Annotated in this window: 20 protein-coding genes; 10 read left to right on the top strand and 10 right to left on the bottom strand. The window is 70.5% G+C overall.

The genetic code is table 11. The features are described from left to right. Window positions 1–287 precede the first annotated feature (287 nt). The 6 genes from AB0B91_RS48670 to AB0B91_RS48645 all read right to left on the bottom strand — a co-directional run bounded on the left by AB0B91_RS48670 (window position 288) and on the right by AB0B91_RS48645 (window position 9119). A complete protein-coding gene (locus AB0B91_RS48670) occupies window positions 288–2933 on the bottom strand; it encodes a ComEC/Rec2 family competence protein (protein ID WP_358336335.1) in 2646 nt (881 codons plus the stop codon). Between the two features lie 484 nt (window positions 2934–3417). Then, a complete protein-coding gene (locus AB0B91_RS48665) occupies window positions 3418–3909 on the bottom strand; it encodes a ComEA family DNA-binding protein (protein WP_358336332.1) in 492 nt (163 codons plus the stop codon). A 561-nt stretch (window positions 3910–4470) separates the two neighbouring features. Next, the gene (locus AB0B91_RS48660) at window positions 4471–5283 is read right to left on the bottom strand and encodes a DegV family protein (protein ID WP_358336329.1); all 813 of its coding nucleotides are present in this window, start codon (window positions 5281–5283) and stop codon (window positions 4471–4473) included. Window positions 5284–5296: 13 nt separating this feature from the next. Then, a complete protein-coding gene (hutI, locus tag AB0B91_RS48655) occupies window positions 5297–6505 on the bottom strand; it encodes an imidazolonepropionase (protein ID WP_219527611.1) in 1209 nt (402 codons plus the stop codon). A 428-nt stretch (window positions 6506–6933) separates the two neighbouring features. Continuing rightward, the gene (gene hflX, locus AB0B91_RS48650; protein WP_358336607.1) at window positions 6934–8346 is read right to left on the bottom strand and encodes a GTPase HflX; all 1413 of its coding nucleotides are present in this window, start codon (window positions 8344–8346) and stop codon (window positions 6934–6936) included. Window positions 8347–8429: 83 nt separating this feature from the next. Continuing rightward, window positions 8430–9119 (bottom strand): DUF4097 family beta strand repeat-containing protein, encoded by a 690-nt coding sequence (locus AB0B91_RS48645; protein ID WP_358336326.1) that lies wholly within the window; start codon window positions 9117–9119, stop codon window positions 8430–8432. Window positions 9120–9275: 156 nt separating this feature from the next. Here AB0B91_RS48645 and aceB point away from each other — a divergent pair, with 156 nt between their 5' ends. The 5 genes from aceB to AB0B91_RS48620 are packed head-to-tail and all read left to right on the top strand — an operon-like array spanning window position 9276 to window position 15506. Continuing rightward, entirely contained in the window at window positions 9276–10853 is a 1578-nt protein-coding gene (aceB, locus tag AB0B91_RS48640) for a malate synthase A (RefSeq protein WP_358336323.1), read from the top strand. Window positions 10854–10879: 26 nt separating this feature from the next. Continuing rightward, a complete protein-coding gene (locus AB0B91_RS48635; RefSeq protein ID WP_358336320.1) occupies window positions 10880–12331 on the top strand; it encodes an FAD-linked oxidase C-terminal domain-containing protein in 1452 nt (483 codons plus the stop codon). Beyond that, window positions 12331–13518 carry an FAD-binding oxidoreductase gene (locus AB0B91_RS48630; protein WP_358336317.1) on the top strand — a complete coding sequence of 396 codons (1188 nt, stop codon included), beginning with the start codon at window positions 12331–12333 and terminating at the stop codon, window positions 13516–13518. The genes AB0B91_RS48635 and AB0B91_RS48630 overlap by 1 nt, the downstream gene beginning before the upstream one ends. 1 nt (window position 13519) lies before the next feature. After that, window positions 13520–14734 carry a heterodisulfide reductase-related iron-sulfur binding cluster gene (locus AB0B91_RS48625; RefSeq protein WP_358336314.1) on the top strand — a complete coding sequence of 405 codons (1215 nt, stop codon included), beginning with the start codon at window positions 13520–13522 and terminating at the stop codon, window positions 14732–14734. A gap of 19 nt (window positions 14735–14753) precedes the next feature. Continuing rightward, entirely contained in the window at window positions 14754–15506 is a 753-nt protein-coding gene (locus tag AB0B91_RS48620; RefSeq protein WP_358336312.1) for an IclR family transcriptional regulator, read from the top strand. On the opposite strand, the gene AB0B91_RS48615 is transcribed toward AB0B91_RS48620, so the two are convergent. Continuing rightward, a complete protein-coding gene (locus tag AB0B91_RS48615; protein ID WP_358336309.1) occupies window positions 15481–16218 on the bottom strand; it encodes a VOC family protein in 738 nt (245 codons plus the stop codon). The two genes, AB0B91_RS48620 and AB0B91_RS48615, sit on opposite strands and share 26 nt — an antisense overlap. 68 nt (window positions 16219–16286) lie before the next feature. On the opposite strand from AB0B91_RS48615, the gene AB0B91_RS48610 reads away from it, so the two are divergent. Together AB0B91_RS48610 and AB0B91_RS48605 are read left to right on the top strand one after the other, a co-directional pair. Next, window positions 16287–16499, top strand: a complete 213-nt coding sequence (locus AB0B91_RS48610; RefSeq protein ID WP_214638472.1) for a DUF2277 domain-containing protein — start codon at window positions 16287–16289, stop codon at window positions 16497–16499. A 62-nt stretch (window positions 16500–16561) separates the two neighbouring features. Then, window positions 16562–18475: a hypothetical protein gene (locus AB0B91_RS48605; protein WP_358336306.1), complete on the top strand. Its 1914-nt coding sequence runs from the start codon at window positions 16562–16564 to the stop codon at window positions 18473–18475. Here the strand turns inward: AB0B91_RS48605 and AB0B91_RS48600 are convergent. Then, window positions 18459–18899, bottom strand: a complete 441-nt coding sequence (locus AB0B91_RS48600; protein WP_358336304.1) for a hypothetical protein — start codon at window positions 18897–18899, stop codon at window positions 18459–18461. The genes AB0B91_RS48605 and AB0B91_RS48600 overlap by 17 nt on opposite strands. A 93-nt stretch (window positions 18900–18992) precedes the next feature. Between AB0B91_RS48600 and AB0B91_RS48595 the strand changes: the two genes are divergently transcribed. The 3 genes from AB0B91_RS48595 to AB0B91_RS48585 are packed head-to-tail and all read left to right on the top strand — an operon-like array spanning window position 18993 to window position 21264. Then, window positions 18993–19670 (top strand): response regulator transcription factor, encoded by a 678-nt coding sequence (locus AB0B91_RS48595; RefSeq protein WP_358336302.1) that lies wholly within the window; start codon window positions 18993–18995, stop codon window positions 19668–19670. Then, window positions 19667–20905, top strand: a complete 1239-nt coding sequence (locus tag AB0B91_RS48590) for a HAMP domain-containing sensor histidine kinase (protein ID WP_358336299.1) — start codon at window positions 19667–19669, stop codon at window positions 20903–20905. Before AB0B91_RS48595 ends, AB0B91_RS48590 begins: the two co-directional genes overlap by 4 nt. Window positions 20906–20940: 35 nt before the next feature. Beyond that, the gene (locus AB0B91_RS48585) at window positions 20941–21264 is read left to right on the top strand and encodes a PepSY domain-containing protein (protein WP_358336296.1); all 324 of its coding nucleotides are present in this window, start codon (window positions 20941–20943) and stop codon (window positions 21262–21264) included. A 64-nt stretch (window positions 21265–21328) separates the two neighbouring features. On the opposite strand, the gene AB0B91_RS48580 is transcribed toward AB0B91_RS48585, so the two are convergent. Further along, a complete protein-coding gene (locus AB0B91_RS48580) occupies window positions 21329–21997 on the bottom strand; it encodes an HNH endonuclease family protein (RefSeq protein WP_358336293.1) in 669 nt (222 codons plus the stop codon). A 200-nt stretch (window positions 21998–22197) separates the two neighbouring features. Next, the gene (locus AB0B91_RS48575; RefSeq protein WP_214638474.1) at window positions 22198–22560 is read right to left on the bottom strand and encodes a phosphomannose isomerase type II C-terminal cupin domain; all 363 of its coding nucleotides are present in this window, start codon (window positions 22558–22560) and stop codon (window positions 22198–22200) included. Window positions 22561–22678: the final 118 nt, after the last annotated feature.

Here is a 22678-nt window from a genome sequence, read left to right as displayed (position 1 = left end):
CCACCGCTTATGCGCTGAGCCACAAACGTGAGCCGCAGCCGGGATCTCGGGCGGGGATTCCAGACGGGGGCCACAGATGTGGTGCGCCACCAGCCCCCTGGGCCCGCGTCGAAGGCGCCCGCTCAGACAAGGGGCGCTCGCCGGGAGGGGGGCGAGCGCCCCTTGCCTGGGCGGGCGACTTCGCCTGAGCGGGGCGCCTTCACCTCGCAGTCCTGCCGCCGCCCACTCGTCGACCACTGCCTGCCCTGGAACGCTGGTGAAGGACGCCACCGACAGCAGACCGTTGGCTACGGGCCACGGGCGACCACCGCCAGCCGTCCGTCCTGGTCGATCACCGCGAGGTCGCCTGACTGGTCGGTGCGGTAGACGCGGGCACCGAGGCGTTGCAGGAGCGCGATCGTGGACGGCGCTGGATGGCCGTAGTCGTTGTCGGCGCCCACGCTGATCAGTGCCGCCCGAGCGCCGACGGATGCGGAAGAGGCCGGGTCCAGCCGGCGCGAGCCGTGGTGCGGGACCTTGAGTACGTCTGCTCGCGGGGCGAGGCGGCGCAGCAGTTCGTCTTGGGCCTCGGTCTCGATGTCGCCGCTCAGGAGGGCCGAGCCCGCTCGCCAGCGTACGCAGGCCACGACGCTGGCATTATTGATCAAGCTGCCTTCCCCCTGGCCACCGGCCTTACCCTGCGACGGATCGGGGGCGAGGATGGTCACCTCGGAGGGGCCCAGCTGCCAGCGGCTGCCCGCGGGCGGTGTCCACTCCGAGATCCGGTGGCGGGCGAGGATGGTCGCGATGCGGTTGCTCTCCTGCTGGGCGACGCGTTGCGGGCTGACGACGACCGCGCCGACGTGCCTGTTCTTGAGTACGCCGGGGAGTCCGTCCACGTGGTCGGCGTGCGGGTGCGTGAGGAGCAGCAGGGGTACGTCGCGTACGTCCAGTCTGCGAAGGCAGCGGTCCATGACGACGGGGTCCGGGCCGGTGTCGACGACGATCCCCCGGCCGGGACCGGCCGCCAGCACAATGCCGTCACCCTGTCCGACGTCGCAGACCACCATCAGCCAGTTCGGAGGCGGCCATGGCTTGGCCACGGGACGAACGACGAGCACGACCACGAGTGCCACGCCGGCCATCGTGAGAGCCACCGTCCGCCAGGCACGGCGTCGAAGTACGGGAATCGCCACAGCCACGGCGATCACCAGGAGGCCGAGCCCAGGAAGCCCGCCCGGCCACGGAAGTGTGGCGAGCGGCACGCCCACGGCCCACTGGGCGACCATGATGATCCAGCCGACCGCGTACCCGGCCGGGATGACCAGCCATTGAGCCGCCTGAGGCCAAAGGGGAGCCACCAGCGCGGCAACGAACCCGAGGATGGTCGCGGGCGCCACTGCCGGGCCCGCGAGCAGGTTGGCGGGGATCGCCACCAGGGTGAGCTGGCCGGACATCAGCACGAGAACCGGTGTCACAGCGACCTGCGCCGCCGCAGACACGGCCACCGCCTCCGCCGCCCATCGAGGAAGCCGTAGACGACCCTTCGGCGGAGAACGGATCGGTGCAGAGGGCGACGCCGCCGACGCCAGGACATCATCGGATGTGGCTGCACCGTCGAACGCCGTATCGAGCGTGGCGGCACCACGAAGTACCGAGCCGGAGGCGACAGCTCCACAGACCGCCGAGCCGAATGTGGCAGAACCACAAGTCGCCGAATTGGACACGGCACCCCACCGCACCGGATCCGACGTCACAGCACCACGAAGCGCCGCAGCGCACGCGATACCACCACCACATGCCGGAACGGAGGCACCACCACCACACCACGCCGAATCCGACGCCACAGCACCACCAAGCACTGCACCGGACGTGACACCACCGCCACATGCCGGATCAGAGGCGACGGCGCCACGGGATGCCGAGTCGCTGTGACGCCCGGCGTCGCCGGCCCGGGTGGAGACGGGCCTCTCGGGGTCCGAGGCGTCGTGGATGGCGGCACTGGTCGGGGTCTCCGCCGGGTCAGGGCCGGTGAGGCGGGTTCGCCAGCGGGGAGCGAGCAGGAGGATGCCGGCGGTGGCGGATGCCGACAGGGCGAAGCCGTACGAGTGGGCCAGTTCGGGGTCGAACAGGATGAGCAGCAGGATCGACGCCGACAGGGCCGCCACGCCATCCTTTGTCCGGCCGGTGCCGAGGGCTACGGCGGCGGTCAGGCCCATGAGCAGAGCTCGGAGGACACTCGGCGAGGGCCGTGCGACCACGGCGAACGCGATCATGGCGACGGCCGCGAGGACGGCTCTCAGGGCGAGCGGGAGGCCTGCCAGGCGGGAGACGGCCAGGACGGCGCTTGCGACGATCGCCAGGTTCGCCCCGCTCACCGCGTTCAAGTGGCTCAAGCCTGCTTCGGTGAGATCGGCGGTGAGTTGTCGGTCCATGCGGGAGACGTCGCCTACGACCAAGCCCGGAAGGAGGCCGCGCTGGTCTACCGGGAGTACGTCCGCGGCCGTCCGTAGACCCGCTCGGAGGGTGCCTGCCGCGGCTTGGATCCATGACGGGGATGTGAGGACATGTGGTGGACCTCGGACGAGGAGAACGGCGCTTGTCAGGTCGCCCGGGGTCGCCTGGGCGAGGCGGGCGGTCACTTCCAGGCGCTGGCTTGGGAGGAGGCGGGTCCATTCGGCGCCTTGGGCGAAGACGATCACGGGGGTGTTCACGGCGAGTCGGGTTGCCGGGGTTTGGAGCAGGGTCAGGGTGGCGGGAACGATTATTCGGTCTTGGGTGAAGCGTCCGCCTCGGTGGCGTCTGACCTTCGGGTCGTCGGTGAGGGTGATCTGTGCGGTGACCTGTGCTCCGCGGGCCGCCAGGGCGACCACCGGGCCTGTGCTCACGGCGTGGACGCGCAGGGCTACCGAAGCCGAGGTCGCGGCGACGCAGGTGAGGGTCGCGATCGCCACGTTGCGCCAGAGCCGTCGAACGGCGCCGGGAACCGGTCCCGAGGACGGACGAGCGCACACGATCCGCCTGAGCACGGAGAGGGAACGGGCGGCTCGGAAGCGTGCGGCAAGCGGGTGTCCAGGCCAGAAGCGCGCGAGGGCGCGCGTAGGTGAGAGGCACGTTAGGGCCGTGCGGGTAAACGGTGAGCGCGTACGAGCGGGCGAGGAAGGCGTCGCGGGCACGCGGGTGGGCGAGGAGGGCGTCAGACGCGGCCTGGTGGGTGAGGAAGGTGTCAGGGGCGGGCGGGTGAGCAAGGGGTGTCTGCGTATGCGCGCGAATCTGGAGCCTGCCAGAAGGGCCGCTGCGGACCCGATGGCCAGGATGGAGACGATCAGGCTCGTTGTTGGGGAGAAGCTCAGCAGGGTGAGGGCGGTGGCCCAGGCGGCCAGACCGGGGAGAGTCAGGGACCAGGAGTGGGGGGAGGCGGGAAGGTCGTGGGGCATATCAGACGCGTACCTTTCCCTTGATTTCCTCGTACTTCTTCGCGCCGATGCCGCTGACCTCGCGCAGCTGGTCGATGCTGGTGAAGCCGCCGTGCGTGGTACGGAAGTCGGCGATGCGGGCCGCCAGGACCTCGCCCACCCCGGGGAGTTGCTCCAGTTGGTCGGGGGTGGCCGAGTTGAGGTCGAGTGTTGTGGTGGCGGGGTCTGCTTGGGTGGGGGCGGATGGGGCGCCTATGACGATCTGTTCGCCGTCTACGAGACGTCTGGCCAGGTTGACCGAGGATGTGGCGGTGCCGCGCTGGGGTCCACCGGCGGCTGTCACGGCGTCGGCCACTCTGGCTCCCATGGCGAGGGTGTAGAGGCCCGGCTTGCGGACCTTCCCGGTGATGTGGACGGTCACCTTGGCCGTGGGAGATGGATTGGAGGGCACCGGTGGGCTGGGGATCGGGGCGGGGAGGGGCTCCGGGGTGGGTTGGGAGCGCCACGCGATCACGCCTGCCACCACTGCGGCCAGGACGGCCAGGGCAATCAGGATGCGCAGACCTGGCTTGCCAGGGTCGAGGGAGGCGGGGGGCCTGGTGGTGACGGCCTGGCGGAAGGCTTCGAACGAGGGTGGGATGGGGGCCCAACCTGGCCTCAGGGTCGGGTCATGCGGCAGCGAAGGTGGGCCTGATCCCAGGGGCGGGTCGTGCGGGGGCAGCGGGCGATCCGACCCTGGTGGCGGGTCGTGTGGGAGCGGTGCGCGGCCTGATCCCAGAGGTGACTCAGGCGGGAGCGGGGGCCGGCCTGAGCCCATGGGCGGGTCATGCGGATCTTGGAGTGCGCCGCCGGGCAGGCTGGGGCTGGTGATCGACCGTAGGCGGGACTCGGCGATGGTCCGCTCGGCTGTCGCATCGTGGTTGCGCACGGCAGCGAAGGTACGAGACCGGCTGGGGGTCGCAGAGCGGTGAACGAGGTTCTGGGGACAACCGAGGCATGGCGGGCCAGCCTGTGGACGACATGGTGAACGGCCTGAAGGAAGTGGCGGGTGGTCAGGCGTCCGTGGTCAGTACGGCTAGTCGGCTGAGGTGACCGTCAGTCCCAGCATCCCTGGCCCCACATGTACCCCGATAACCGCCCCAACCTCCACCACCCGCATCTCCACGATCCCGGGCAGCCGCTTGGCCAGTCGTTCCGCCAGCCCCTCCGCCCGTCCCAGCGCCCCCAGGTGCTGCACCGCCACCCGCACCTCCGCCTCGCCCTCAGCGGCCGCCACCGCCAGATCCTCCAGCCGCGCGATGGCCCTGCCCGCCGTCCGTACCTTCTCCAGCAGCGTGACCCGCCCGTCCACAAGGTGCAGCAGGGGCTTGATCATCAGCGCCGAACCCACCAGCGAGGCCGCCGTCCCGATGCGCCCGCCGCGCCGCAGGTACTCCAGCGTGTCGGCGTAGAAGTACGTCCGGGTACGCGCAACGCACCGCCGGGCGGCAGCCGCCACCTCCGCGAGCGATCCGCCCGCCGCGGCCGTACGGGCGGCGGCGAGCACCGGGTAGCCGAGCCCCATGGCGATCGACCGGCTGTCGATGACCTCCACCGGCACCGGGCACTCCGCGGCGGCCAGCAGCGCGGCGGAGGCCGTACCGGAGAACTCACCCGACAGGTGGATCGAGACCACGCCCGAAGCGCCGCCGGCCGCCAGCGACGCGTAGCACGAGGCGAAGTGAGCGGGTGCGGGTCTGGAGGTGGTCGCCGACGACAGGTCTCCGGTGAATAAGTTCTCGTCGTATGACAAACCACCGGAAGTCACCTGTACAGGAACAAAAGCGACACCAGGCATCGGAGGTAGGTAAGCAGTTGAATCTGTGACCACGAGCACCGATGGCGGCATAGTCCGAGATTAACTACTGAACCGGGGTTCCACCCCGCCAGACCCGGCGCGGCTTGAGGCCGAAGGACCAGGCGAAGGCGCCCTCGTGGTCGGCGTCCCACTGGACGATGTCGGCCAGGCGGCCGGGAGCCAGGACGCCGCGGTCGGGCGCGCCCAGCACAGTGGCGCCGCCGAGCGTGGCCGCCCGCAGCGCGTCGTTGACGCTCATCCCGAACGCCGACACCGCCATCGCGATGACCAGGGACATCGAGGTGATGCCGCAGTAGCCGGGGTTGTGGTCGCTGCCGAGCGCGATCTGCACTCCGTGCTTGATCATCTGGCGGACCGGCGGCAGGTGGCCGCGCTGGAGCGCCGTCGCGGGGCAGACCACGGCGGGCACGCCGTAGCGGGACATGATCGCGATGTCCTCTTCGGACATGTGGTGCAGCCCGTCGGCGGAGGCGCAGCCGAGCTCGGCGGCCAGTTGGACGGCGCCGCGGCGGCTGAAGAGGCCGGCGTGGATGCGCGGCAGCAGGCCGACGTTGCGGCCCGAGGCGAGCACCCAGCGGGACTCTTCGGTGGTGAAGTGGCCCTCGTCGCAGTAGACGTCCACGCTGTCGGCACCGGCGGCGGCCGCGTCGGCGCACCAGGCGCCCACGGCCTCGACGTATTCGCGCTGCCGGCCGAAGTATTCCGGTGGCACCACGTGCGCCGCGAGGAAGGTGACGTGCACCCGCGGCATCATCGGCTCCTTCTCCAGCTCGCGCAGGAGCCGCACGTCGGCGAGCTCGCCGTCGCGGGTGAGGTGATAGCCGGTCTTGGCCTCGACGGTCGTGGTGCCGCTGAGCAGCCAGCCGCGCAGCCGCTCACGGACGCCGTTGCACAGGGTCCACGGGTCGGTGCCGCGGGTCACGGTGACGGTCGAGCCCACGCCGCCGCCCGCCGCGGTGATCGCCGACGAGGTGGAGCCGCCGGTGCGGATCGCCAGCTCGGCGTAGCGGTTGCCCGCGTAGACCGGGTGGGTGTGCGCGTCGATGAGGCCGGGCGTGACGAGCGCGCCACCCAGGTTTTCGACGTGGTCCACGTCGACGATGTCGTCAACGACACCGGGCACGCTCTGCGGCAGATCGGGCGCCCGCCCGACCCACGCGATCCGGTCGTTGTGTACGAGGATGGCCGCGTTGCTGAGAACCTCGTTGCCGGTCCAGAGGCGGCCGATATTGGTCAGAAGCCGAACGGTCACCGCATCACCGCCCCGCGGGATCCCCCAGGCGAGCACAGCACCCAGCAGCGCACGGCTGACGCCGCGCCCACTGAGTCGGCTCCGGGTCCGGACGACATGGGGGGTCTCCTGCTCTCATCCGCTATGGCTGTGCGGTGACCGTATCGCCGGACTCATGATCCGGCGATTTCAGTTCAGTTACGTTATTTCACAGGTGGGCTTGCTGTACAGGGTTATTCGGAAGAAAGCCCACTCTTCCCAACCGCCACTCGACCCCATTGAACCCCTGTGGCCCCCGCACGCGACCTCACTCACAGCAGCGATCATGCGAAACCCGCGCCATTAGTGTCGTAAGACTCGGCTTATCCTAGCAATCCCAGCGTTCAGGGACCACTGCCGCCTTTGGGCAGCCCTGCAGTGATTTTGGCGGAGCTGCCCGCTTGCGACGCCTAAGAGACGCGTTCGACAGGCTTGCCGGCCCGCTCCAGTTCCTGGAACAGGCTCGGGAGCACGCGTGCGTGCAGGATCGTGCCGTCCGCCACGTGGTCCACCGAGAGCACCTCGCCCTCCTTGTGGGCCCGCGAGATCAGGTCGCTCCTGTCGTACGGCATGAGCAACAGGACCTCGTGGTCGAGCCTGGGCAGCTCGCGTTCGATGAGCGCCATCAGCTCGGCGATGCCGGCACCGGTGCGCGCCGAGACCACGATGCTGTCGCGCTCGCGCCTGGCGATGCGGTCCAGCACTTCCTGGTCGGCCGCGTCGGCCTTGTTGATCACCACGATCTCGGGCACGTCGGAGGCGCCCTCGATGTCGGCGAAGACCTCGCGTACGGCGGCGAGCTGGCCTTCCGGATCGGGGTGCGCGCCGTCGACCACGTGCAGGATCAGGTCGGCGTCGGCGACCTCCTCCAGCGTGGAGCGGAACGCCTCGATCAGCTGGTGCGGCAGGTGGCGCACGAAGCCGACCGTGTCGGCGATCGTGAACAGCCTGCCGTCAGGCGTGTGCGCCCGGCGTACGGTCGGGTCGAGGGTGGCGAACAGCGCGTCCTCCACCAGCACTCCCGCACCGGTGATCCGGTTGAGCAGGGAGGACTTGCCGGCGTTGGTGTAACCCGCGATCGCCACGGCCGGGACCTCGCGCCGGGTGCGCCGGTGGCGCATCGTGTCGCGCGAGGTGGACATGCCGCTGATCTGGCGCCGCAGCTTGGCCATGCGCTCGCGGATGCGGCGCCGGTCCAGCTCGATCTTGGTCTCACCGGGGCCGCGGCCGCCGATGCCGACACCGCCCGCGGCGCGTCCACCCACCTGCCTGGACAGGTTGCCACCCCAGCCGCGCAGGCGGGGCAGCAGGTATTGGAGCTGGGCCAGCTCGACCTGAGCCTTGCCCTCACGGCTCTTGGCGTGCTGCGCGAAGATGTCGAGGATCAGCGCGGTGCGGTCGATGACCTTCACCTTGACCGTCTCCTCCAGCTGGCGGAGCTGGCCAGGGGCCAGCTCGCCGTCGCAGATCACGGTGTCGGCGCCGGTCGAGTCGACCACGTCGCGGAGTTCGAGCGCCTTGCCCGAGCCGATGTACGTGGCCGGGTCGGGCTTCTGGCGGCGCTGGATGAGGCCCTCGAGGACCTCGGAGCCCGCCGTCTCGGCCAGGAGCTTGAGCTCCAGCAGGGAGTTTTCAGCGTCTTCGGCCGTGCCTGAGGTCCAGACGCCGACCAGGACGACCCGCTCGAGCCGCAGCTGCCGGTATTCGACCTCGGAGACGTCTTGGAGTTCGGTGGAGAGGCCCGCCACGCGGCGTAGCGCCTGGCGCTCCTCGAGGTCCATCTCGCCGGTCTCGAACTCGTCGCGCGCGGAGTATTCGTGCATTCGTGTCATCTCTAATAGGCAACGTCTGAACACCGGAGTGTCTTCCCCGATGGTGACATGACATCCCTGACGCCATCACCTGGTTATCCGGGCAACACGCTCGCGTCCCCCGAGCCCGTGGTCAGCGACACCTTGTGCGGAGAGGACGGGTCCTTCTTGACCGAAACCGTCGCCTCACCCGATCCGACCTCGGTCTTCACATCATAGGCACCGTCCGGAACGTGCAGGATGGCCTCGCCGGAGCCGCTCTCCATCTCGACGCTGTCGGGCACGGTGGCGAACTTCACCTCGACGTCGCCAGAGCCGGCCTCAGCGAAGATCTTCTTGCCCCCGAGGCCGGTGGCGTCCACGTCGCCCGAGCCGGCGGACGCCTCGATCTGCCCGGTCAGCTGCCGCATCGTGATGTTGCCCGAGCCCGCGTCGGCGTCGATCTGCAGACCCTTGGGGACCTCGATCTTGTAGTCGACGCTGCAACTGCCCCAGTCCTTGTTGCAGTCGTAATACACAGAGAGCGTGTCACCGTCGACCTTGTGCTGGGCCCTCGGCTTCTCGTTGCGCCACTGGAGGGTCTCGGTGACCCGCACGGCCGCCCCGTCGTACTCCGTGATCACGGAGTCGCCGGACTCGTTCCTGACGTGCAGCTTGGCCACCTTGTCCGTGACCTGGTACGTGACGGTGTCCTGATTGGTCGGGCCACCGAGACTCTTGAGCCCGCAGCCCGTCAGCAGCAGCGCCGAGGCGAGAAGGCCGCCCGCGATCACGATTGTCTTCATGCCGCAGATCCTCGCGCGCGCAGGCCTTGGCGCACATCGGGGTTTCCCCCCGAACCCCTCCCAGGGGAACCCCCACCTTTGACCCGGGACCACCCATGAAGTAATTTCGCTTCCATAATCCAGAACTGATTTTCCACATCATGGAAGAAGGGGCTCATGGAGATCACCGGCCCGATGCTCGACCGGTTCGACGAGGTCCTCACGCCGGAGGCGCTCGCCTTCGTGGAGAGCCTCCAGCGGGAGTTCGACGCGACGCGCCAGGAGCTGCTGGAAGCCCGGCAGGTACGGCAGGCGGAGCTGTCGGCGGGCGGCCGGCTCGACTTCCTGCCGGAGACCAAGGCGGTCAGGGAGGGCGACTGGAGCGTCGCGCCCCCGGCTCCGGGCCTCGAGGACCGCCGGGTCGAGATCACCGGCCCGGTCGACCGCAAGATGACGATCAACGCGCTCAACTCCGGTGCCAAGGTCTGGCTCGCCGACTTCGAGGACGCCAACTCCCCGCTCTGGGCGAACTGCGTCAGCGGCCACCTCAACCTGCGCGCCGCCCTCGACCGGACGATCGACTTCGAGACCGGTGGAAAGTCCTACTCGCTCAAGCCCGACGCCGAGCTGGCCACGATCGTGGTCCGGCCGCGCGGCTGGCACCTCGACGAGAAACACGCCCTGGTGGACGGGCGGCCGGTGTCGGCCTCGCTGTTCGACTTCGGGCTCTACTTCTTCCACTGCGCCCAGCGGCAGCTGGACAAGGGCCGCGGCCCGTACTTCTACCTGCCGAAGATGGAGTCGCACCTGGAGGCGCGGCTCTGGAACGAGGTGTTCGTCCGCGCGCAGGACCTGCTGGGCATCCCGCAGGGGACGATCAGGGCGACCGTGCTGATCGAGACGTACCCGGCGGCGTTCGAGATGGAGGAGATCCTCTACGAGCTGCGCGAGCACTCGGCGGGGCTCAACGCGGGCCGCTGGGACTACCTGTTCAGCGTGATCAAGAAGTTCCGCACCAGGGGCCGCGAGTTCCTGCTGCCCGAGCGCAACGCGGTCACGATGACCGCGCCGTTCATGCGCGCGTACACCGAGCTGCTGGTGCGCACCTGCCACAAGCGCGGCGCGCACGCGATCGGGGGGATGGCGGCGTTCATCCCCTCGCGGCGCGATGCCGAGGTGAACGCCATGGCCCTGGAGAAGGTGCGCGCCGACAAGACGCGCGAGTCGGGCGACGGCTTCGACGGCTCCTGGGTGGCGCACCCCGACCTGGTGCCGATCTGCCGCGAGGTGTTCGACGGCGTGCTGGGCTCGCGGCCCAACCAGCTCGACAGGACGCGCGAGGAGGTCTCGGTCTCGGCCGCCGATCTGCTGGCGGTCTCCGAGACGCCGGGCGTGATCACCGAGACCGGGCTGCGCGGCAACGTGGACGTGGCGCTGCGCTACCTGGCCGCCTGGATGGGCGGGCTCGGGGCGGTGGCGATCCACAACCTCATGGAGGACGCGGCCACGGCGGAGATCTCCCGCTCGCAGATCTGGCAGTGGATCCACAACGACATCACGCTGTCCGACACGGGCGCGACGGTGACGAAGGAGCTGGTCGAGCAGATCATCGCGGAGGAGCTGGCGAAGATCGCGGCCGAGCCCGGCTACGACGAGCGGCTGTACGAGCAGGCCACGGCGCTGTTCAAGGAGGTCGCGCTGGACGACGACTTTGCCGAATTCCTGACACTCCCGGCGTACGCCCGCATGCCGTAAAGGATGATGATAAGAAGGGGGGCGCCATGGTCGACAAGCTGCTCGACGAGCTGACGGCCGCGCTGCACGCGCTGCTGCCCGCCGACTCGGTTATCACCGACCCGGTACGCCTGCGCACCTACGAGTGCGACGGCCTGACCTACCACCGGGCCACGCCGGGCGTGGTCGTGCTGCCGGAGACCGCCGAGCAGATCTCCGGCGTGGTCCGCGCCTGCAACGACTTCGGGGTGCCGTTCGTGGCCCGCGGCTCCGGCACCGGGTTGTCGGGCGGCGCGCTCCCCCGCGAGGACGGCGTACTGATCGTCACCTCCAAGATGCGCCGCGTCCTGGAGATCGACCTGCCCAACCGCAGGGCCGTCGTCGAGCCGGGCGTCACGAACCTGGCGATCACCGAGGCCGTCCGCGACCAGGGCTATTACTACGCCCCCGACCCGTCCAGCCAGCAGATCTGCTCGATCGGCGGCAACGTGGCGGAGAACTCCGGCGGCGCCCACTGCCTGAAATACGGCTTCACGGTCAACCACATCGAAGCCTGCGAGATCGTCACCCCCGACGGTGACCTGGTGACGCTCGACCGCATGGACCCCGGCTACGACCTGCTCGGCGCGTTCATCGGCTCCGAGGGCACGCTGGGCATTGCGACCAAGATCACGGTACGGCTGAGCCGTACCCCCGAGTCCGTCATCACCGTGCTGGCCGCGTTCGAGAGCATCGAGCAGGGCGGGCAGGCCGTGTCGGCGATCATCGGCGCGGGCATCGTGCCGGCCGCGATCGAGATGATGGACGCGCTGTCCATCGAGGCGGCCGAGGCGGCGGTGTCCTGCTCCTATCCCGAGGGTGCGGGCGCGGTGCTGATCGTCGAGCTCGACGGGCCGGAGCAGGAGGTCGTCCGGCAGTTCGAGCGGCTTCAGGAGATCTGCTCGGGGGCGTTCGAGCTGCGGGTGGCCGACGACCCGGCCGAGCGGGCGGCGATCTGGCGGGGCCGCAAGTCGGCGTTCGCGGCCGTCGGCCGGATCAGCCCGGCCTACATCGTGCAGGACGGCGTGGTGCCGCGCACTTCCCTGCCCAAGGTGCTGGCCGCCATCGACCGGCTGTCGCAGGAGTACGGGATCAGGGTGGCCAACGTCTTCCACGCGGGCGACGGCAACCTGCATCCGCTGGTGCTGTTCGACGACGCGGAGCCGGGGGCGGGCGAGCGGGCCGAGGCGGTCTCCGGCGCGATCCTCGACCTGTGCATCGAGCACGGCGGGTCGATCACCGGTGAGCACGGGGTGGGCACGGACAAGGCGAAGTACATGCCGAAGATGTTCTCGGCGGACGATCTCGACACCATGCAGCTCGTCCGCTGCGCCTTCGACCCGAAGAGCCTGTCGAACCCGGGCAAGATCTTCCCCACTCCGCGGCTGTGCGGGGAGGTGCCCGGCGTGCGCAAGGGCGTCCATCCGCTGGTCGCCTCGGGGCAGGCGGAGCAGTTCTGATGGAGGCGCTGCGGAAGACCGGCGTGACGGTCAGGGAGGCCGGGCCGGACGACGCCGTGGGCGGGGTGCGCCCGAGCGTGGTGGCGCTGCCCGAGTCGGTCGAGGAGATCGCGGCCGTGCTGCGGGCCTGCGCCGAGCAGGACCTGGCGGTCGTGCCCGCGGGCGGCGGCACCAAGCTGCACTGGGGCCCGCCGCCCGAACGGTGTGACGTCCTGCTCGACCTGTGCTGCCTGAACGAGGTCATCGAGCACGCCGCGGGCGACCTCGTGGTGAAGGCCCAGGCCGGGGTGACGATGGACGCGCTGGCTGACGCGCTCGCCACGCAGGGCCAGGAGCTGGCGCTGGACGTGCCGTTCGCCGACGGCGCGACGGTCGGCGGCACGCTGGCCGCCGCGACGGCCGGGCCGCGTGCCTTCCGCTACGGTACGGCCCGCGACCTGCTCATCGGCATCACCGTCGTCCTGCCGGACGGGACCGTGGCCAAGTCGGGCGGCCGGGTGGTCAAGAACGTCGCGGGCTACGACCTGGGCAAGCTGTTCACCGGCTCGTACGGCACGCTGGGCGTCATCGCCGAGGCCACGTTCCGGCTGCACCCGCTGCCCGCCGACCGGCGCTATGTCGTGGCCGCGTTCGAGTCGCACGAGCGCGTCCAGGAGGTGGCCGCGCTGCTCGCCGCGTCGCAGGCCGAGCCGAGCGCGGTCGAGCTCGACTGGCCCGGTGGGGACGCGCCGTTCACCCTGGCCGCACTGGTCGAGGGCACGGCCGCCGGGCAGCGGGCGGAGGCGCTGCGCGAGGCGATGGGCGCGGGCACCGTCACGGACGAGGCGCCGGCCTGGTGGGGGCTGATCACGGACGACGAGGTCCTGCTTGAGCTGCGCTTCCCGCCGGCGCGGGCGGGCGAGGTCCTGGAGGCGGTACGCGGCACCGGGTTCGCGCTGCGCGGCTCGCCGGTCGCGGGCCGGGTCCGGCTGGAGCCCGGAGGACACGCCACAGGCTTCGCGGGTGTCGTGTCCGGCCTGCGGGAGCGCCTGGCGCCGCTGGGCGGCCGGGTGACCGTGCTGGCCGCGCCGGAGGAGAGTGTGGACCGGTGGGGACCGGTGAGCGCGCTGCCGCTGATGCGGCGGGTCAAGGAACGGTTCGACCCGGGGCGCAGGATGTCTCCCGGCCGGTTCGTGGGAGGCATCTGACATGACATCCGGCATCGACCCCAAGCTGATCAACGACTGCGTGCACTGCGGTTTCTGCCTGCCCACCTGCCCGACGTACGTGCTGTGGGGCGAGGAGATGGACTCGCCGCGCGGCCGGATCCACCTGATGAAACAGCACGTCGAGGGCACCCCGGTGACCCCGGCGATGGCCGGCCACTTCGACGCCTGCCTCGGCTGCATGGCCTGCGTCACCGCCTGCCCGTCGGGCGTCCAGTACGACCAGCTGATCGAGCAGACGCGGGCCGAGGTCGAGCGGGTCCACGTGCGCGACCCACGTGAGCGGGCGGTCAGGGAGATCGTGTTCAGCCTGTTCCCCTACCCGCGCAGGCTGCGGCTGCTGCGCCCGGGGATGTGGCTGGCCGAGCGGATGGCGCCGTTCCTGGCGCGGGTGCATCCCAGCCTCGGGGCGATGGCCGGGTTGGCGCCCAGGGTCGAGCGCAGGCAGCGGCTGCCGCGGCTGGTCCGGGCCAGGGGGCCGCGCCGGGCCGTGGTCGGCATGCTCACCGGGTGCGTGCAGGGCGAGTTCTTCCCGCAGGTCAACGCGGCCACCGCGCGGGTGCTCGCGCTGGAGGGCTGCGACGTGGTCATCCCGCCAGGACAGGGCTGCTGCGGGGCGCTGAGCGTGCACTCGGGTCGCGAGGAGCAGGCCAGGCGGCTCGCGCGGCGCACGGTCAGGACGTTCACCAGGGCCGGCGTGGACACGGTCGTGGTCAACGCGGCCGGGTGCGGGTCGTCGATGAAGGAGTACGGCCGGCTGCTGGGCAGGGAGCCGGGGTTCCGGGTGCTGGACCTGTCGGAATACCTTGCCGAGCTGGGACCGGTGGCGGACCGGCATCCGCTGCCCGTGACGGTGGCCTACCACGACGCCTGCCACCTGGCCCACGCGCAGGGGATCCGGACCCAGCCGCGCGAGTTGCTGAAGGCGATCCCGGGGCTGGACCTGCGCGAGGTGCCGGAGTCGGCCATCTGCTGCGGTTCGGCGGGCACGTACAACATCTTCCAGCCCGAGGCGGCCCGCGACCTGGGCGACAGGAAGGCCAGGTCGGTGGCCTCGACGGGCGCGGAGCTGCTGGTGTCGGCCAATCCGGGCTGCACGATGCAGATAGCCGCCGCGATGCGGCGCGGCGGCGCGCAGATCAGGGTGGCGCACACGGCCGAGGTGCTGGACGCGTCGCTGCGCGGGGTGTCCCTTTGACCGGACGGGGGTTGGGCGGGTGAGCGTGCAGTCGGTCGAGCGGGCGCTCGACGTGCTGGAGGCGCTGGCCGAGCACGGTGGTGAGGCGGGGCTGTCGGAGATCGCGGCCAAGACCGGGCTGCCGTTCGGGACGATCCACCGGCTGCTGCAGACGCTGCTGGCCCGCGGCTACGTACGTCAGGAGTCGGACCGGCGCTACGCGCTGGGCGGCGGCCTGGTGCGACTGGGTGGCATCGCCGAGAGCATGGTCGGCGTGTGGGCGCGGCCCTACCTGTCGAAGCTGGTGTCGCTGTCGGGAGAGACGGCGAACCTGGCGGTGCTGGAGGGTGACTTCATCGTCTATGTGGCGCAGGTGCCCTCGCCGCGCAGGCTGCGGATGTTCGCGGAGGTCGGCAGGCGGGTGCTGCCGCACAGCACGGCCGTGGGCAAGGTGCTGCTGGCGGGGCGGCCGGCCGATGAGGCGGTCGCGGTGTTCGTACGGACCGGCATGCCGCGCCGCACCCCGAACACGATCACCGACACCGAGGGCATGCTCACCGAGCTCGGCCGGGTCAGGGACCGGGGTTATGCGATGGACCTGGGCGAGGAGGAGCTGGGCGTGCACTGCCTGGCCGTGCCCGTGCACGACGGGAACCGGGTGGTGGCGGCCATGTCGGTGTCGGGCCCGGCGGAGCGGATCGACGCCCTCGACCGGGACGAGCTGGCCGCGGCCATGCGCAAGCTCGCGCTCGACTTCGGCGCCGAGCTCAGCCCCATGGCTGGCGCAGGCTGAAGAAGCCGCCGCCGCCCGCGTGGTGGACGACCGCGATGCGCCCGTGGGGCGTGTCGAACGGCGGCACGGGCACCTCCCCGCCGAGCTCGGTGACCTTCGCGGCGGCCGCGTCGAGGTCGGCCACGTCGAAGTAGACCATCCAGTGCGGGGGCACGCCCACCCAGTGCTCGTCCATCTGGAGCCGGCCGCAGACGGCCTCGCCGCCCGCCTTGTAGACGGTGTAGTCGATGCCGCCCTCGACCCGCTGCGGCACGTAGGGGAAGAGCGTGGTGTAGAAGGCGTCGGCCGCCGCGCCGTCGGGGGCGTTGACCTCGGCCCAGCTCATCGCGCCCGGCTCGGCCTGCACACCGGCGCCGATGAACGAGTCCGGCTGGTAGAGCGCGAACCTGGCGCCGGCCGGGTCGGTGGCCAGGGCGTAACTCTCGAAGGGGCCTTCGAGGATCTTGCCGCCCGCGGCCTCGACCTTCGCCATCGAGGCGGTGAGGTCCGAGGTGGACAGATAGACGGTCCAGGCCGCCGGGTCGGCCGCCTCGGGGTCGGGGGTGATCGCCGCCACGGGCTTGCCCTCGACGTGGCACATGCTCCAGCCGCCCTGGTCGCGGCAGTCCCAGCCGAGGAGCTCGCCGTAGAAGCGCTGGGCTGCGGCGGCGTCTCGGGTGAGGAGCTGGGCCCAGCAGGGCGCACCGTCGGGATAAGCGGTTCTCTCTGCCATGAACGCAGCGTGGCACAGGGCTCCGACATATTGCCTGAGCCGGCGCATCGGCCATTACCGTTGACCGCATGTGTAGAAGCATCAAGACCCTGCGCCCGCCGTACACCGAGGACGTGACGGAAGACGACGTACGGGCGGCGGCGCTGCAGTACGTACGCAAGATCTCCGGCTTCCGCGCGCCCGCCGCGCACAACGCCGAGGCGTTCGACCGGGCGGTCGAGACGATCACCCGGGCGTCGGAGGAGTTGCTGGCGGCGCTACAGGTTCGCGGAGGGCGTTGACACGGTCGCTCTGTGCAGGAAGTGTCCCCGGTGTAACCGCATCGATCGCCAGGGGGCATCCCATGATCAGTGGGCTGTATCAGGGTAGGGACGGGGACTCGCGCCTCGAACTCCGGGTGGACGTCGACGGGGCGCGGCCCACGGGGAGGGTGAGCGGAGATCTGTTCTCCGTGGCGGGCGCGACCACGTCATACGCCGGCTCGTTCGTGGTGAACACGGCCTCGGCAACGGCCGAGGGCGCCGGGACGAAGATCACGGGGCGGGGTGCGTTCTCGTTCGACACCCCGGCGAAGGACGTGACGGTCACGATCAGCGGCACGGTGGGCACCGCCAGGATCGCCGGGCAGACCTACGAGCTGACGTTCTCCGGCCGCCACTTCCGTACCGTGCTCCTGGAGCAGGACTCGGTGGCGGGCACCCGGCCGTTCGAGAAGTACGGCACCGGGACGCTGCCCGGCCCGGCGGGCTCACCGGCGAGGGAGCTGAGCGTGGCCGCCGCCTACGACGAGGCGGGGATCCGCCTGACCGTCAACCCGCCCGGGGTGATCCCGGTCGACGGGTCGGGCGCGGACCTGGCGTGGGACGACGCCGAGCTGCATCACGCGATGACGCAGCAGTTCAGCGCGTTCGGGGAGGCTCCGGCCTGGCGGGTGTGGCTGCTGGTGGCCAGCAAGCACGTGGGCGGTTACCGGGGCATCATGTTCGACTACGACGACGCGCACCAGCGGCAGGGGTCCGCGGTCTTCTACGACGCGATCAAGGGCGACACTCCGCAGGCGCAGCGCGCGCAACTGCGTACGTACGTGCACGAACTCGGCCACGCCTTCAACCTGCTGCACTCCTGGCAGAAGAACCTGGGCAACCCACCCCAGCCGCTCGGCCCGAACGGCGGCTTCGGCGACCTGTCCTGGATGAACTACGTCCAGAACTACCAACCCGGTGGCGAGCAGGGCTACTGGGCCGCCTTCCCCTTCCAGTTCACCGACTCCGAGCTCGTCCACCTCCGTCACGGTTTCTACCGGGAGGTGGCCATGGGCGCGAACGCCTTCGGCACGGGCGCCGCCGACATCGCGCCCTTCGAACAGCCGATCGTGGACCGGTCCGGGCTGCTGCTCGAACTGCGGGCCAAGGAGTCGTTCGGCTTCGGCGAGCCCGTCGTGGTGGAGCTGAAGCTGTCCACGACCGGCGAGCCGCGCACCACGCACGGCCACCTCCATCCCGACACCGAGTTCACCCAGATCACCATCACCCAGCCGACCGGCCGGACCGTGCTGTACCGGCCGATGATGCGGCACTGCGTCGACACCTCACCCGATATCCGGCTCGACTCGGGCAACCCGGCCATGTACCGGAGCGCGTACATCGGGCACGGCCGCGACGGGCACTACTTCCAGCAGCCCGGCGAGTACCAGGTGCGCGGGCAGTACATCGCCGCCGACGGCTCACGCATCGTCTCCCCCGCCTGCCTGGTCAGGGTCCGTTACCCGGTCGGCGCGGACGATCACCGGGTGGCGGAGCTGATGCTGGGCGACGAGCAGGGCAAGCTGTTCTCGCTGCTCGGCTCCGACTCGCCGACGCTGAGCTCGGGCAACCGGGCGCTGGACGAGGTGATCGGCAGGTACGGCGGCCACCCGCTGGCCGTCTACGCCCGCATGGTCAAGGGGCTCAACGCCGAGCGCGAGTTCAAGGCGATCACCACCGACAAGCAGGTTGAAGTCCGGCTGCCGGACCTCAAACAGGGCATCGAGCAGCTCACCGCGGTGGCCCGGGACGCCAGCGTCGACAACATCACCCTGAACATGGTGATGCGCCGCCTGGCCAGAGCCGAAGCCCGCCAGGGCGACCTGGAACGGGCCAACGCGGTGATGGACAAGATGGTCGCCCTGTTCCAGTCCAAGGGGGTCAACCAGATCGTCATGGGACAGATCAGGCGCCAGGCCGAGCTCACGAAGGCGGCGCTCAGCGCGGAAGCGTGACCGGCTCGCCGCCTGAGCAGCCGATCCGTACCTCGACGTCCTCGCGCCCGTCGGCCTCGAACTCGACCTTGGCCTCCGGCCGGGGACCTGGATCGACGTCGTCGACCGAGTAGCCCTGGGCGGGGCTCCACGACCGCAGCGTCACCTGGCCGCCCGCGCAGGAGGCGATCACGGTGCCGCCGGCCGTACGGATGAACTTGCCGACATGCGGACTCACGGAGGCCGTCGGAGCGGCGGAAGCCGTCGGGGCGGCGGTCCTGGACGCCTGGACGGTGGCGGTGGCGAGAGCGGCGCGGATCTCGCCCTGGCTCAGCACCCGCCCGGACGTGCCGGTGAGCACGCCGCCGAGCAACCCGAGCACCGCCACGGCCGCGCCCGTCGCGGCGAGCGCGGTGACAGCCCAGGCCAGCACGAATCGCTTCACCGTGCCAGCTTCCCCCATCTCCGGATAAGGCCGGGTTAACGCCACGATAAGGCGGCCCTGCGCATCTCCCTACAGCGTCTACCGTTGCCGTATATGGCTGACATCCTCCTCATCGAGGACGACGTGGCGATCCGCACGGCGCTGAGCCGCGGTCTGCGGGAGCTCGGCCACGCCGTCTCCTCCTCCCCCACGGCCCTCGACGGGTTACGGCTGGCCGTCGAGAACCGGCCCGACCTGATCGTGCTCGACCTGGGGCTGCCCGATCTCGACGGTGTGGACCTGCTGCGCATGCTGCGCGCGGTGAGCCGGGTGCCGGTGATCGTCGCCACCGCGCATGACGGGGACGCCGAGATGGTGCCGGTGCTCGACGCGGGTGCCGACGACTACGTGGTCAAGCCGTACAGCTCGGCGCAGCTCGACGCCCGGATCAGGGCCGTGCTGCGGCGCGCGGGCAACTCCGCGCCCGAGCCGCTGGAGGTCGGCGAGCTGCGCATCGACCCGCGTGCGCGGGTGGCCACGCTCGGCGGCGAGGCTCTGGACCTGACGCCGCGCGAGTTCGACGTGCTGCGTTACCTCGCCGCCCGGCCCGGCGAGGTGGTCACCAAGCGGGAGCTGCTGACCGAGGTGTGGCAGCTCCCGTACGGCGGGGCCGACAAGACCGTCGATGTGCACCTGTCGTGGCTGCGCAGGAAGCTCGGCGAGACCGCTGCGGAGCCGCGTTACCTGCACACGGTGAGAGGTGTCGGGGTCAAGCTGGTCGGACCGTCGTGAGGCGCTGGCTGGCGCTGCTGGTGGCCGCGACCACCTCGGTCGTGCTGATCGCGCTGCTGGTGCCGATGGCGTTGCTGATCCGCTCCGTGGCGGAGAACGGCGCCATGAACCGCGCCACCGCCGCCGCCGAGTCGGTCGCCGTCGCGGTCGGCGCGCCCGACCTGGAGCTCGCGGTGGCGCAGGTCTCCCGCCCCGTGACGGTGTTCCTGCCCGACGGGCGGACGCTCGGCCCGGCCGCGCCCCGCTCCGACGCGGTACGGCTGGCCATGACCGGCCGCAGCGTCACCGCCGAGGCCCCGGGCGGCAGAGAGGTGCTCGTCTCGGTGCGTTCGCCGGAGGGCACGGTGGTGATCAGGGCGTTCGCCGACAACGCGGAACTGCTGCGCGGGGTCCGCGAGGCGTGGCTGGCGCTGCTGGTGCTCGGCCTGGCGCTGGTTGTGCTGGGCATCGTCCTGGCCGACCGGCTGGCGCTCGCGGTCACCAGACCGGTCGACGGACTGGCCAAGGTCTCACACCGGCTGGCCGGTGGCGACCTGGCCGCGCGGGCCGAGCCGGGCGGGCCGCCGGAGGTGCGGTCGGTGGCGCTCGCGCTGAACCACCTGGCCGGGCGGATCGACGACCTGCTGGCCGCCGAGCGCGAGTCGGTGGCAGACCTGTCACACCGGCTGCGCACGCCCCTGACCGGTCTCAGGCTGGACGCGGAGTCGCTGCGTGACCCTGAGGAGGCGGAACGCGTCGGGGCCCGCGTTGACGCCCTGGAGCGGGCCGTGAGCGCGGTCATCACCGATGCCCGCCGCCGTGCCGCCGATCGGGAGGGCTGCGACGCGACGGCGGTCGTGCGGAAGCGGGTGCGGTTCTGGTCGGTGCTCGCGGAGGACCAGGGACGGGCCGTCGAGGTGGAACTGCCGCCCGGAGCGCTCCCGGTGGCGGTCCGCGCGGAGGAGCTCGCCGCCTGCGTGGACGCGCTGCTCGGCAACGTGTTCGCGCACACTCCCGAAGGAGCCGCCCTGTCCATACGGCTGGCCGCCCGCCCGCCCGGAGCTGTGCTGACCATCGCCGACGAGGGCCCCGGCTTCGACCGGGCGCTCCTGGAGCGTGGCCACAGCGGGGGCGGATCCACCGGGCTCGGCCTGGACATCGCGCGGCGTACGGCCGAGGACGCGGGCGGACGGCTGTCCGTGTCATCCCCGTCCGGGGGCGGGGCGGTGGTGGAGGTGACGTTAACCGGGGCTTAGCGCGGCCTTACCGGTGATCGCGATTGCGTAGAGGCATGAACACAATCACCAAGTTCGTCGCAGCAGGTGCCGGTGCCGTCGTGCTCGTCGCGGGTGGTGGCGCCGCCTACGCCGCCGCCACGGCCACCGCTCCGAAGGTCACGGCCGAGCGGGCCATCGAGATCGCGCACAAGCAGGTCCCCGGCGCGTGGGTCAAGGAGGTCTCGTACGACGGTCGCGGGACTCGGCCTGACGTGTGGGAGGTGGGACTGGTCAAGGGCGCTGAGGACCATGACCTCGACGTCGACGCGGCCACGGGGAAGGTCCTGAGCCAGAGCACCGACCGCAAGGACGACGACCGCAAGGACGACGACGACTGACGACAAGATCCGGGCGCGCCTCCCCATCCGCGGAGAGGCGTGCCCGGATCGTCGGCACCGGTGGTCAGCAGGAGTCCAGGATGCCGTCCATGGCGTCCTTCTCACCGGTGGTCAGCCACAGGCCGTACTTCGCCTTCACGTCGATCTGCTTGACGATGTAGGTGCAGCGGTACGCCTTGCGCGGCGGCAGCCAGGTCGCGGCGTCGGAGTCGCTCTTCTGGCCGTTGAGCGGCCCGTCCACGGCCATCAGGTTCATCGGGTCGTTGGCGAACTCCTTGCGCTTGTCCGCCGTCCACTGCTGCGCGCCCTTCTGCCAGGCGTCGGACAACGGGATCAGGTGGTCGATCTGCACGGCGGTGCTGGTGTCCTGGCCGCGCTTGAAGGTGATGGTCTTGCCGCTGTACGGGTCGTCGAGCACGCCGCTGAGGACGATGCAGTCGTGGGTGCCCGACTTGAACTTCTCGTCGTGCAGGTCACGCTTCAAGATGTCGTTGCGGGTGTCACAGCCGTTGTGGTCGACGTCCGACCAGGCCGGCCCGAACTTCTCCCGCTCGAAGCCGGTCTTCGGCGCACGGCCTTTGACGGCGAGTTTGGCCAGCTTCTTGCGGGCGTCCCCCACGTCGGCCGATGGCGCCTTGCCCTTGTCGGCTTGAGGTGTCTGCGCTTCCAGTTGCCCACATCCGGCGAGCAATCCCACTGTGGCCAAACCGGCCAAAACCACACGAAACCGCACGCTCTACCCCTTGACTTAAGTTTTAGCAAAGTCTAGGTAGAGCAATTACCCCTAAGGCACGATTTATCCCTCAAGGACGTTAAGCAACGCCCAGCGCGCTCCACCGGAGGAGACTGGGGCTCACCGGGCCGGCCCGGGCCGGCCGCAAAAAAGATCCCGCCTGTAGGGACGGGATCGGTCACGATCGGAAATAGAGACGCCTACGAGCGCCCGTACGAGTCTTCAAGGCGCTCGATGTCGTCCTCGTCGAAGTGGCCGAAGGCGATCTCGAGAATCCGCGTCGCGGGCCCGGACGAGCTGAGCCGGTGCGTCTGGCCCTGCTGGATCAGGACCCGATCCCCCACGGCGGGCTCGATCCGCTTCCCGTCCACCTCGAACACACACCCAGGGTCGAGCGCCACCCACAGCTCGGAGCGGTGCTCATGACGCTGCAGGCTCAACCTCTGCCCCGGCGAGACCTCGATGATCTTGACGGTGGACACCTCGTTGAGGGTGAACCGCTCGAACCCACCCCACGGCCGCTCGTCACGGATCACAGCCGCCAGCCTGTCGATGTCCTGCATCGCCCCTCCAAGGTCCCGAAAAATCACGCCATCAACCAGCGCTCAAACTACCAGGCACCACGGACCTCCAGGTCAGGTGGTGCACAGCCAACCGACGCACGGCCAACCGACCCGCGGC

This window comes from Nonomuraea sp. NPDC049141, from assembly GCF_040648415.1.
Classification (GTDB): domain Bacteria; phylum Actinomycetota; class Actinomycetes; order Streptosporangiales; family Streptosporangiaceae; genus Nonomuraea.
The sequence above is the reverse complement of the archived record's forward strand: the minus strand, read 5'-3'. Positions and strand labels throughout refer to the sequence as shown.

What these genes read in the sequence shown, in the direction of transcription:
- hflX (WP_358336607.1), bottom strand. Translation starts at nt 8,346, where the DNA reads ATGCACGAATACTCCGCGCGCGACGAGTTCGAGACCGGCGAGATGGAC.
- AB0B91_RS48635 (WP_358336320.1), top strand. Translation starts at nt 10,880, where the DNA reads ATGGTCGACAAGCTGCTCGACGAGCTGACGGCCGCGCTGCACGCGCTG.
- AB0B91_RS48645 (WP_358336326.1), bottom strand. Translation starts at nt 9,119, where the DNA reads ATGAAGACAATCGTGATCGCGGGCGGCCTTCTCGCCTCGGCGCTGCTG.
- AB0B91_RS48615 (WP_358336309.1), bottom strand. Translation starts at nt 16,218, where the DNA reads ATGGCAGAGAGAACCGCTTATCCCGACGGTGCGCCCTGCTGGGCCCAG.
- AB0B91_RS48630 (WP_358336317.1), top strand. Translation starts at nt 12,331, where the DNA reads ATGGAGGCGCTGCGGAAGACCGGCGTGACGGTCAGGGAGGCCGGGCCG.
- aceB (WP_358336323.1), top strand. Translation starts at nt 9,276, where the DNA reads ATGGAGATCACCGGCCCGATGCTCGACCGGTTCGACGAGGTCCTCACG.
- AB0B91_RS48660 (WP_358336329.1), bottom strand. Translation starts at nt 5,283, where the DNA reads ATGCCGCCATCGGTGCTCGTGGTCACAGATTCAACTGCTTACCTACCT.
- AB0B91_RS48610 (WP_214638472.1), top strand. Translation starts at nt 16,287, where the DNA reads ATGTGTAGAAGCATCAAGACCCTGCGCCCGCCGTACACCGAGGACGTG.
- AB0B91_RS48575 (WP_214638474.1), bottom strand. Translation starts at nt 22,560, where the DNA reads ATGCAGGACATCGACAGGCTGGCGGCTGTGATCCGTGACGAGCGGCCG.
- AB0B91_RS48605 (WP_358336306.1), top strand. Translation starts at nt 16,562, where the DNA reads ATGATCAGTGGGCTGTATCAGGGTAGGGACGGGGACTCGCGCCTCGAA.
- AB0B91_RS48625 (WP_358336314.1), top strand. Translation starts at nt 13,520, where the DNA reads ATGACATCCGGCATCGACCCCAAGCTGATCAACGACTGCGTGCACTGC.
- AB0B91_RS48585 (WP_358336296.1), top strand. Translation starts at nt 20,941, where the DNA reads ATGAACACAATCACCAAGTTCGTCGCAGCAGGTGCCGGTGCCGTCGTG.
- AB0B91_RS48595 (WP_358336302.1), top strand. Translation starts at nt 18,993, where the DNA reads ATGGCTGACATCCTCCTCATCGAGGACGACGTGGCGATCCGCACGGCG.